The sequence below is a fragment of the Aeromonas sp. QDB30 genome (genome assembly GCF_027707645.1).
GTDB classification, from domain to species: Bacteria; Pseudomonadota; Gammaproteobacteria; order Enterobacterales; family Aeromonadaceae; genus Aeromonas; species Aeromonas caviae.
In genome coordinates this window covers 1-10,052 of the sequence record NZ_JAPCIY010000104.1, presented here as the reverse complement: position 1 = coordinate 10,052, position 10,052 = coordinate 1, and the positions used below count along the sequence as shown (strand labels likewise).

Sequence of the window (10,052 nt, the reverse complement as noted above, 5' to 3'; positions counted from 1 at the left end):
ATATGGATTTAGGGACTCAGAATACTTTTTTCTGAAAATCAAGGCGGCCTTCCCCGGAAAGCCGCGATGAACCTTTTATCAGGCGATGCACCGCATGATCGCCAAGGATGGCAAGACCACTTGGGTGCTGGACCGGGGCCGGGTGGTGGAGCGGGATGATCAGGGCAACCCCGTCCGGGTGATGGGCACCCACATCGACATCACCCACGAGAAGGAGTACGAGCAGCAGCTCGCCCAGCTTGCCCACCGGGATCCCCTCACCGGCCTGTTCAACCGCACCGCGCTGCACCGCCACTTTCCCGGGGAGTACCAGGCCATCTGTTTCATCGATCTCGATGACTTCAAGCTGGTGAACGACAACCTGGGCCACCGGGCAGGTGACGAACTGCTGGTCTCCCTTGCCCAGCGCCTTCGCCACTGCTGCGCCGAGGAGGTACGGCTGGGACGCATCGGCGGGGACGAGTTCGTGCTGCTGCTGCCCTGGGCGTGCGACGATCCCCGCACCAGCCACCTCGCCCGCCAGTGCATCGATGCCATCGCCACCCCCTTCGAGCTGCCCAACGGGGACGCCTCGGTGGGACTGAGCATGGGGATTGCGGCCATCCGGCCCCAGGACGATTTCGGCGCAGCACTGGCCCGGGCGGATCAGGCCATGTACAGGGTCAAGCGCAGCGGCAAGCGGGGTTTTTACATTGCCCAGCCAAGCGGTCAGCCGCTGCTGGATCAGGAGCAGGTCAACGAACGGGGCCTCTGCCACAGGCCCGGCGTCTGACCCCCAGACAGTGCCGGCCTGCCCCTAGCTGCGCTGCCAGCGCCGCAGCAGGCGTCCGCGCAGGCCGCAATCCAGCAACCAGCTGTTGTCGAACACCCGCAGTATGGCCGTCTTGGCGTGACGGGACATGGCGACCGCATGGAAGCGTGTCTGCTGCGCCCGTCGCCGGTTCATCCGCTCGAGCAGGGCGTGGGGCAGGTTCTGGGCGATGAAGTCGGAGATCACCAGCACGTCGGCCTTGGCAAAGGCGGGTTGTTCAAGCTGGGTCAGGGCCTGCTCCAGGCAGGGCACCAGATCGGTCCCCCCGTGAAAACTCATGGAGAGAAAGCGCTCCGCCTTCTCAAGCCCGGTGTCGGCGGTGATCTCCAGGGTCGCCACCTCGGTGGAGAAGAGCATCAGATAGCAGCCCCGCTTCTCCTCCATCGCCCCTTTGAGCAGGGCGAGAAACAGCGCCTTGGCACACTCCTCCGGATAGCCCCCCATGGAACCTGACGTATCGACGCAGACGATGAAAGGGCCACGCGGCTGCACCTCCTGCCCTCCCTGCTCGGGGGAGCGCAGCATCAGACGCTGGCGCGGCAGGGTGCCCCGCGACTGGTAGCTCAGCAGGCGCCGCTCCAGATAACGGCGATAGAACTCCAGCTCCAGCTCCGGCAGCGCCAGCATCACCGCCTCGCTCGGCAGGAGGCGCATCAGATCGCTGGCCGGGTGCACCCCCACCAGATCGTCGGGCACATCGTCACTTTGCACCTCCTCCAGCTCGTGCACAGGCACCGGCGGCAGCGTCCTGTCCTCGCTGCGCCGCTCCCGCTCGCTGCGCCCAAGCAGGGCGGCGATCTCCGCGAGCAAAGGCTCCTGCTGCAACATGCCGGCGTACTGCTTCACCAGCGCCAGGCTGCGCTTGTGCCAGCTCCCCTGGGCCAGATCCCAGAGCCCCCCGGCGGAGATCTGGTGCGGATCCAGGGCATCGGCCAGGGTCCGGTTGGCCAGCAGTTGATCCTCGATCTCCTGGCGCTGCTTCTCCCGCTCCGCCTCCGCTATCTGCTGCTGCAACTGCAACAGGCTGCCCACCAGGCTGGCACGCCACTTCTCGATGAAGAGCTGGCGCAACCCCTCGGTGGGCTGGGCCACTATCTGGCGCACCAGGCTGCGGGCATCCCCCGCAAAAGGGCTGTGCTGCTCAAGGGCTTCCAGCAGGGCGGGCAGGCGCCCCACCAGCTCCGGCAGGGGCAGCAGGCGGTGCGCCTGATAGAGCAGGTACTCCTGCTCCAGCGCCACCGGCACCGGCTTGTGGCGCATCTCCTCGCCAAGCTGTTCGCTCCAGGTCTGGATGCGCTTTCTGAGCAGCTTGCCCTGCAGGGGAGAGCGCTTGATGAACTCGGAGATCTTCGGGGTGGAGGCCAGCAGCAGCGCCATCTCCCCCGCCAGCTCCCCCTCGCCGATGAGGAGCCCCAGATCCATCATGCCGATCTCTAGCATGCCCACTCCCTGTGCAGGGGACGCAGGGTGCCATCCCGCAACGGCAGGCGGCTCGTGTTAGGGGCCAGCGCCACGTCGAACACCATCAGGCATCCAGCCTGGGCAGGCGATCCCGCCACTGTTGCAGCTCGGTGCCGAGCCGCTCCAGATCCCGGTTCAGCACGAAGAAGCTGTCCTCCACCTGGCGCAGCCAGTTGTCCCCCACGAACAGATGGGGCTGGTGGCGATCGAACAGGCTGCGCTGCCCCTTGAGGCTCTGCTGCACCCGGACCATCTGGCTCGCCAGCTCCTCCAGCTCCGCCAGCCAGGGGCTCATCACCACCTCGGGGATGGGGGTCCGCTCCACCAGCACCAGGGGCACGGGCTGGCGCTGGATATCCAGCACGTGCAGCCGCAGCTGCTCGTCCAGCACCAGCTCGTAGTGCCCCTCCTTGGGATTGCCGAGCTGCCAGCCCACCAGGGCCTCCCCGGTGGGGTGCCAGTGGGAGAGCAGGGTGCGATCGAAGGTGAGGGTCTCGGTCAGGCGGTCGGGATCGCCGCCGTCCAGGGGCGCCGGGGTGAGCAGGTGGAAGTGCACCTGCTTGCCGAACGCCCTGGCGTTGGCGAGCGGCAGCTCGGTGCCGCGGGCGCGGCGACCGAACCACTGCTTGCGCTTGACCGCCTTGCTGCCGATGCGCTGGGCGACGGCCCCCTGCAACTGCTTGAACCGCTCGCGCAGGGCCAGCAGTTGCCGGGTCAGCGCCAGCTGCTGGTAGCCGTAGAGGCGGGAAAACTCGCCGATCATCTCCAGCAGCGCGGTGCGGGAGGCCTCGTCGTGCCAGAGGCAATCCTTGAACAGCAGCAGATCCAGGGGGGCCACCTCGTCGCGGCCGTTGAAGAAGGCGCTCGCCTTGATGAGCCTGACGGCCTTCTTCCAGCGCCGATCCGAGACATAGCAGCCGTGCCCAAGCTGGCTGTCGAGCTGCTGGCGCAACTGGTAGATGAGCTCGAAACAGGCATCGGGCAGGCGCACCTGCTCTATCTGCTCCTGCCAGGCGGCGTACTCTTCCCCCCGGATCTGCACCGAGGGGGTCAGATTCTGGTGGGACTGGCCATCGCTCGCCAGCATGGCCTGGAAGTTGGATTTCTCCTGCACCCTGTCCATCCAGACCCGCACCAGCATGCGGTCGTAGAGCGCCTCCAGCCCGCTGTCCGGGGCCGGCAGCTCGTTGGAGGCGGTGACCAGCAGCCGCATGGGGATGGGGTGCTGGCTGTCGCCGTTGCGAAACTGCCGCTCGTTGATGGCGGTGAGCAGGGTGTTGAGGATGGCCGGGCCCGCCTTCCAGATCTCGTCGAGGAAGACCACCTCGGCCTCCGGCAGGTAGCCGGCGGTGAGCCGTAGATACTTGCCGTCCTCCTTGAGCGCCTGGATGGAGAGGGGGCCGAACACCTCCTCCGGCGTGCTGAAGCGGGTCATCAGGTATTCGAAATGGCGGGCATCGTGAAACGCCAGCTTGAGCCGGCGGGCGATCAGGCTCTTGGCGATGCCCGGGGGGCCCAGCAGGAAGACGCTCTCGCCGCACAGGGCCGCCAGCAGGCCGAGCCGCAGGGCGTCCTGGCGCTCATACAGCCCCTCCCCGAGGGCGGCCAGGAGCCGTGGCAGGCGCTCATGGATGGGGGTGGCACGAACAGTATTCTGGGCTAAAGGCGGCATAGGCACAGTTCCGAAGCTGATAGGTCATCCGTGGTGACGGGGTCCGGCCTCTGGCCCCGCCCCACTCTCATTGTCTGTCATCTCTGCCCCCGGGGAGGCGCTCGTTTGCCATCGCCACAGGGCGAAAAGCGCACGTCCGGGGTGCAGCAAATCCCGCGAGAGTGTACTCTGCGCATCATTATTTACCCCAACGCAGATCAAGAGTGAGCCTTCGCCATGCAAGATCCCCTGCTGGACCCGCTGCGCCAGCGCATCCTGGCCCGCATGGGCATCCCCCTCTGGCAACAGAGAGGCCGACTCCTGGCGGGAGGCACCAGCCCCGACGGCGCCGCGCAGCCGGCAAACACGCCCGCCGACGAGGCGCTGGCCCCGCAGGAGACTGCCCCTCTGCCGACCGGCAAGCTCTGGCTGCTGGCAGAGACGCTGCCCGCGCCCTCCCTGCTCGGGGACATCTGCCGCTGGCTCGGCCTTGGCACGGACGAGGTCTCCCTGCTGTCCGAGATGCCTTCCCTGCCAGCAGGGGGCGCTTTGCCCCTGCTCTGGCTGACGGCGCCGGACCCTCGCTGGCCCGATGCCCTGGTCTGCCCGCTCAAGCCCGATGGGGCGCACAAGCGCGCCCTCTGGCAGCAGTGCCGGCAGCGCCACACCCCTTGATGCTCACGACCATGGCACGGCCATGGTGTCCATCGCAAGCCTGAATCCCGTCCGGAGTGACCATGTCTGACCTCTTGCCCCACTTTCGCCCCCTGCTCGAATCGGACTTCGAAGCCATCTACCCCATCGAGCAGGCCGCCCACCAGGAGCCCTGGAGCCAGGCCAACCTGCTCTCCTGCTTCGGGCCGCGCTATCTCAACGGCCTGATGCTGGTGGACGGACGACCGGCCGGTTTCTACATCTCGGATCTGGTGGCGGGAGACAGCTCCCTGATGAATCTCTGCGTGCACCCCGATTTTCAGGGCAAGGGGCTGGGGCGGGCGCTGCTCAGGGAGTACCTGGTCCGCAGCAAGGCCGGCAAGGCCGAGGCCTGGTTCCTGGAGGTCAGGGCCGGCAACCGCACCGCCATCAACCTCTACGAGAGCGAGGGGTTTGCCGAATATTGCCGCCGCGCCGACTACTACGGCACCGGGCAGGAGAGGGAGGATGCCGTGCTGATGTCCCGTCTGTTCGACTTCGGCTGACAACCCGCTGCAGACCGCCGTCAGCGGGCAACACCCCCTCTGACCTCCCAGACTCCCCCGCTTCGCTTCCCCCTCAGGGCAGGGGCGCGTTGTCGATGGAGGGGTCTTCCAGGCTCAGGGTCACCCTCAGCACGGCCTCGAAGGCGGCTCCCGAGAGGGGCATGAAGAAGCCACGACCATAGGTAACGCCGGGCATCCAGATCTGTTCGATATCCACCGCGATCTTGATGGGGCGAAGCGGCTCACCCGGTCGCTGGACATAGATGCCAGGGGCCGTCGCAACCTGGGGGAAGCGGCGCAGAATGTGCTCGCTGCCATCCCCCGCATCCGGGTTGAGTCGCACCTTCACCAGCCCCGCCAAGGCGGATTGCATCTCGGGGGCACGCCACAGCCTGGTATTCAGCGCCTTGCAGCGTCGGCACTTGGCGCGCTCGATCACGTAGAGCAAGGGGTATCCTTCCCTCAGCGCCAGCCGCTGCGCCTGCTCATAGCCCTCGGCGCCGCTCAGCCAGGGATTCTCCTGCTCCCCCGCGCCCCCCAGCAGATACCAGAGGGCGCCTGCCCCCGCCAACAGCAGCAACACGCCGGTGAACAGGCTCTTGATCCCGATATTCATGGTGCAACTCCCTGAATGAATCCGATCCCTGCCTCCTATCATGCCTCACTCTCATCTGGTTGACGACTTTGTGATCCAGGACAAATGGCGCACACTTGTAAGCTGTAATGTTAGAGTTTAAACTCCAGCCCCGATTTTGGTGCCCCTGCGGGCGCACAACTGTTACTTGAGGATGCGTGAGATGTCGCAGTTTCATCTGGTTAGAGTGATGCGTGAGCGTATTGCCCGCCTTGGCAACAAGGCCGCCCTGCGCGTCCAGCAGGATGGCCAGTGGCGCGCCATCGGCTGGCGAACCCTGGGTCAGGCCATGGATTATTGCGCTCAGGGACTGATCCGGGCGGGCCACCAGTCCGGCGAGATGGTCGGCATCTATGCCCGCAACATGCCCGAGTGGACCCAGGCCGACCTCGGCATCCTGGCCGCCCGCGGCGTCAGCGTGCCCATCTACCCCACCAGCACCCTCGATCAGCTGCGCTACATCGTCAAGAATGCCGGCATCAGGATGCTGTTCGTGGGGGAGCAGCCCCAGTTCGATCAGGCGCTGCACCTCATCGACAGCGGCGAGATAAGGCACATCGTCGCCCTGGACGGCACCGTCGATCTGCGCGGCTGCGCCTCGGCCAGCCACTTCCAGACCTTCCTCGTCTCCGGCAACCACCAACCCAGCGAGCAGGTGCTGCGCGAGCGCGAGCGCCACTACCGCATGGACGACCTGCTGACCCTGATCTACACCTCGGGCACCACGGGCGAACCCAAGGGGGTCATGCTCGATTTCGCCAACATGGCCGCCTGCTTCGAGATGCATGACGCTCGCCTCGACCTCAGCGAGCAGGATGTCTCCCTCTGCATGCTGCCGCTGAGCCATGTGTTCGAGCGCGCCTGGAGCTACTACGTGCTCTATTGCGGCGCCGAGAACGTCTACATTCGCGACCCGCAGAAGGTGATGGATGTCATCGGCGAGGTGAAGCCCACCGTGATGTGCGCCGTGCCTCGCCTCTACGAGAAGGCCTACGCCATGATCCAGGCCAAGGTCGCCCAGGCGCCGCGCCTGCGCCGCGCCCTGTTCGGCTGGGCCACCCGGGTGGGCAAACAGATGGTCGCCACCCGTCAGGCGGGCAAGTCCGCCTCTCCCCTGCTCTATGGCCAGCTCTGGCTTGCCGAGCGCCTGGTGTTTCGCAAACTGCGCGCCCGTTTCGGCGGTCGCACCCGCTTCCTGCCGGTGGCGGGCGCCCGTCTCGCGGACGAGGTGAATCTCTTCTTCCAGGCCATGGGGCTCAACCTCAAGTACGGCTACGGCATGACCGAAACCACCGCCACCGTCTGCTGCTATGAAGACACCCAGTTCAGGCTGGGCTCCATCGGCACGGCGCTAAACGGCATCGAGGTGAAACTCGGCGAGAACAATGAACTGCTGGTGCGCGCCCCCACCGTGATGCGTGGCTACTACAACAAACCAGAGGCCACCGCCGAGGTGATGACCGAGGATGGCTTCCTGCGCACCGGCGATGCAGGCGAGCTGGATGACGAGGGCAACATCTACTTCACCGAGCGCTTGAAGGAGCTGATGAAGACCTCCAACGGCAAGTACGTGGCGCCGCAACTGGTCGAGGGGACCCTCGGCAAGGATCGCTTCATCGAGCAGATTGCCATCGTCGCCGATGCCCGCCACTTCGTGTCGGCGCTCATCGTGCCCTGCTTCGAGTCCCTGGAGGAGTATGCCCGCTCCATCAACCTGCAGTACCAGTGCAAGACCGAGCTGCTGCGCCACTCCCGGGTGATGGAGTTCTTCGAGGCCCGCATTCAGGATCTGCAAAAGGAGCTGGCCAAGTTCGAGCAGGTGAAGAAGTTCACCCTGCTGCCGAGCGCCTTCTCCATGGAGCTCGGGGAGATTACCCCCACCATGAAGCTGCGCCGCAAGATCATCGAGGCCAAGTACCAGCGCGAGATAGAAGCCATGTACAGCCACGTCTGATCGACGGGCCTGATATGAAAAAGCCGCTCATGGAGCGGCTTTTTGCTGGGCGTCTCTCCCTTATGGCAGCTTGACCAGGGGTTGCTCGCGCAGCTCGGTGGCCCGACCGCCCTGGATCTTCTCCACCCGGGCCAGGGCCTGCTTCACCTCGTCGGCATTTTGCAGCAGGCGATAGGTCAGATCGAAGGTCTTGGTCTCCCCCGGCTGGATCTTGGGGACCAGCCCGAGCGGGCGCTGGTACTTGGTGCTGTAGGCATAGCTGGTACCGGGTTCGATGCCGGTCACATAGCCCTGGGCCCGGGTGTCGGTGTTCTTCCACAGGGTCAGCACCGGCAGCTGTCGGGTGTTGTAGCCTACCGCCACTCCGGCGTTGCCGGCCCGGTTGTTCAGCACTGCCAGGGTATTGCCGTCGGCGTCGCTGTAGGGCACCAGGTTGAACACCATCTCGTCGAAGCCCTTGGTGGGCCCCAGATAGGTTTGCCAACCCTTGAGTCCGGCCTTGGCGTAGTCATTGAACGGGGAGATCTGCTTCACCGGCGTGCTCACCCTGGCTCCCTCCTCCAGAATGGGAGCCCCGAAGTTGCCGTGATAGATGATCTGGTACTCGTTCTCGTAGTCCGCGTGGTTGGTCAGCTTGTCCTGCAGGGCAAACTCCGCCTGACCGGGCACCACGCTCAGCTGGGTCCAGGTGACCAGTTCACTCATCTTGAAGGTGCGCTCGTCCACCCGGCCCAGCACGTGGATGGCATAGGGCGGCTCGTCGTCCACGGTCACGCTGACCACGGAGGCGGGAATGTTCTGCACCCGGCCATGGAGGCTCTTGAGGCGGCCGTCGTCATCCACTCCGGGATGACCCGTCCACTCGTAGCCGCAGCGCACCAGCATCTCGTTGAAGCCGTCGAGCCAGCCGAGGCCGCCACGGCTCTCGAGATCGATGAAGGCGGGGTTGACCACCTCCTTGACCGGTGAATCCCAGCCGAGGCGCAGATCCGCCGCCTTGACCTCCTTGATCCCCATGCCGCGGGTCGGCACCAAGGTGATCTTCATGACGCCGTTGTCGACGATGAGCAGATCCACCCCTTCCTGGCGGCCGCCGTGCAGGCGTTTCTTCTCGATGGTGAAGGGAACCGGGCTCTTGATGCCGAGCTTCTCGCTGGTGATCTTCCAGTCCCCCACATCCAGCCCTTGCTGGGAGTCGGTCAGCAGAAATTCGGCGGCGTGACCCGCGGTGGCGCCCAGGGCGAGCAGCACGGCAATGGAGAGTTTCTTCAACATGGATTTATCCTCGTGTCTCTTGTTTTTGTGAAAGCTGAATCGTTTCAGTGATCGAAAACTAGGCGTCTGACGCCCCGGACTCAAGAGACAAAAAGAGGAAATGTGAGCCGATTGACTAAAAACGGCTTCAGCCCTGCTGAAATGAAGGCTGACTCACAGTTATGAAAGGAGGAAAAAACAGGCGGGGCGCCGAGAGGGTCACCCCGCCCGCATCACATCAGGCAAGGGCCAGCGTCACCGCGGCTTCGGCGTGGATGGCGGTGGTGTCATAGAGAGGCACGGCGGCCTGGCACGCCCCCACCAGCAGGGCGATCTCGGTGCAACCCAGGATCACCGCCTGGGCACCGGCCTGTGCCAGATCGGCGATGATGGCCAGATACTCGGCCTGAGACGACTCGCGAATGTCGCCGAGGCAGAGTTCGTCATAGATGATGCGGTGCACCTGCTCCCGTGCAGCGTCATCAGGCACCAGCACCTCCAGCCCGAAGCGCTCCTGGAGCCGCCCCTTGTAGAAATCCTGCTCCATGGTGAAGCGGGTACCGAGCAAGCCTACCCGGGTCACCCCGTCGGCCTGGAGGCGATGGGCCGTGGCATCGGCGATGTGGAGCAGGGGAATGTCGATGGCGGCCTCGATCTCCGGCGCCACCTTGTGCATGGTGTTGGTCCCGATCAGCAGGAAATCGGCGCCACCGGCCTGAATGGCCCTGGCCTCGGCCGCCAGCAGACGGGCGGTGGCGGGCCAGTCACCGGCGTGCTGCAACCGCTCTATCCCGGCAAAATCCACGCTGCTCAGCAGCACCCGCGCCGAGTGCAGACCGCCGAGCCGCTCGCGTACTCCCCGGTTGAGGGCCTGGTAATAGCTGACGGTGGACTCCCAGCTCATGCCACCCAGCAGACCGATACATTTCATGGGATCTCCTTATGTCACCCGATGGTGCAAACCAATGCTGCAATCCCTCAGGGGGCGCGTTTGATCGCACCGCCCCGGCAATAAAAAAGGTTCATCGCGGCTTTCCGGGGAAGGCCGCCTTGATTTTCAGAAAAAAGTATTCTGAGTCCCTAAATCC

The 10,052-nt window shown here is 65.1% G+C and carries 8 protein-coding genes and 1 pseudogene; 4 read left to right on the top strand and 5 right to left on the bottom strand.

Annotated features, from left to right (window positions below):
• Positions 1–73 precede the first annotated feature (73 nt).
• A pseudogene (locus PG896_RS19535) lies at positions 74–772 on the top strand (diguanylate cyclase domain-containing protein); the annotation flags it as partial.
• 24 nt (positions 773–796) lie between these two features.
• Here PG896_RS19535 and viaA read toward each other — a convergent pair.
• A complete protein-coding gene (viaA, locus tag PG896_RS19530) occupies positions 797–2,251 on the bottom strand; it encodes an ATPase RavA stimulator ViaA (RefSeq protein ID WP_270836104.1) in 1,455 nt (484 codons plus the stop codon).
• A gap of 85 nt (positions 2,252–2,336) precedes the next feature.
• Entirely contained in the window at positions 2,337–3,944 is a 1,608-nt protein-coding gene (locus PG896_RS19525; RefSeq protein ID WP_270836103.1) for an ATPase RavA domain-containing protein, read from the bottom strand.
• A gap of 216 nt (positions 3,945–4,160) precedes the next feature.
• Here PG896_RS19525 and PG896_RS19520 point away from each other — a divergent pair, with 216 nt between their 5' ends.
• A complete protein-coding gene (locus PG896_RS19520; protein WP_081332050.1) occupies positions 4,161–4,598 on the top strand; it encodes a hypothetical protein in 438 nt (145 codons plus the stop codon).
• 74 nt (positions 4,599–4,672) lie between these two features.
• Complete coding sequence (rimI, locus tag PG896_RS19515; RefSeq protein ID WP_113978432.1) at positions 4,673–5,122, top strand: ribosomal protein S18-alanine N-acetyltransferase; 450 nt, start codon at positions 4,673–4,675, stop codon at positions 5,120–5,122.
• Positions 5,123–5,195: 73 nt separating this feature from the next.
• Here rimI and PG896_RS19510 read toward each other — a convergent pair whose 3' ends face one another.
• Positions 5,196–5,738: a hypothetical protein gene (locus PG896_RS19510; RefSeq protein WP_010672910.1), complete on the bottom strand. Its 543-nt coding sequence runs from the start codon at positions 5,736–5,738 to the stop codon at positions 5,196–5,198.
• A 181-nt stretch (positions 5,739–5,919) separates the two neighbouring features.
• Here PG896_RS19510 and PG896_RS19505 point away from each other — a divergent pair, with 181 nt between their 5' ends.
• Entirely contained in the window at positions 5,920–7,710 is a 1,791-nt protein-coding gene (locus tag PG896_RS19505) for an AMP-dependent synthetase/ligase (protein WP_171865571.1), read from the top strand.
• Positions 7,711–7,770: 60 nt separating this feature from the next.
• Here PG896_RS19505 and PG896_RS19500 read toward each other — a convergent pair whose 3' ends face one another.
• Positions 7,771–8,985 (bottom strand): aldose 1-epimerase family protein, encoded by a 1,215-nt coding sequence (locus PG896_RS19500; RefSeq protein WP_113069657.1) that lies wholly within the window; start codon positions 8,983–8,985, stop codon positions 7,771–7,773.
• Between the two features lie 217 nt (positions 8,986–9,202).
• A complete protein-coding gene (locus PG896_RS19495; RefSeq protein WP_128345179.1) occupies positions 9,203–9,895 on the bottom strand; it encodes an aspartate/glutamate racemase family protein in 693 nt (230 codons plus the stop codon).
• Positions 9,896–10,052: the final 157 nt, after the last annotated feature.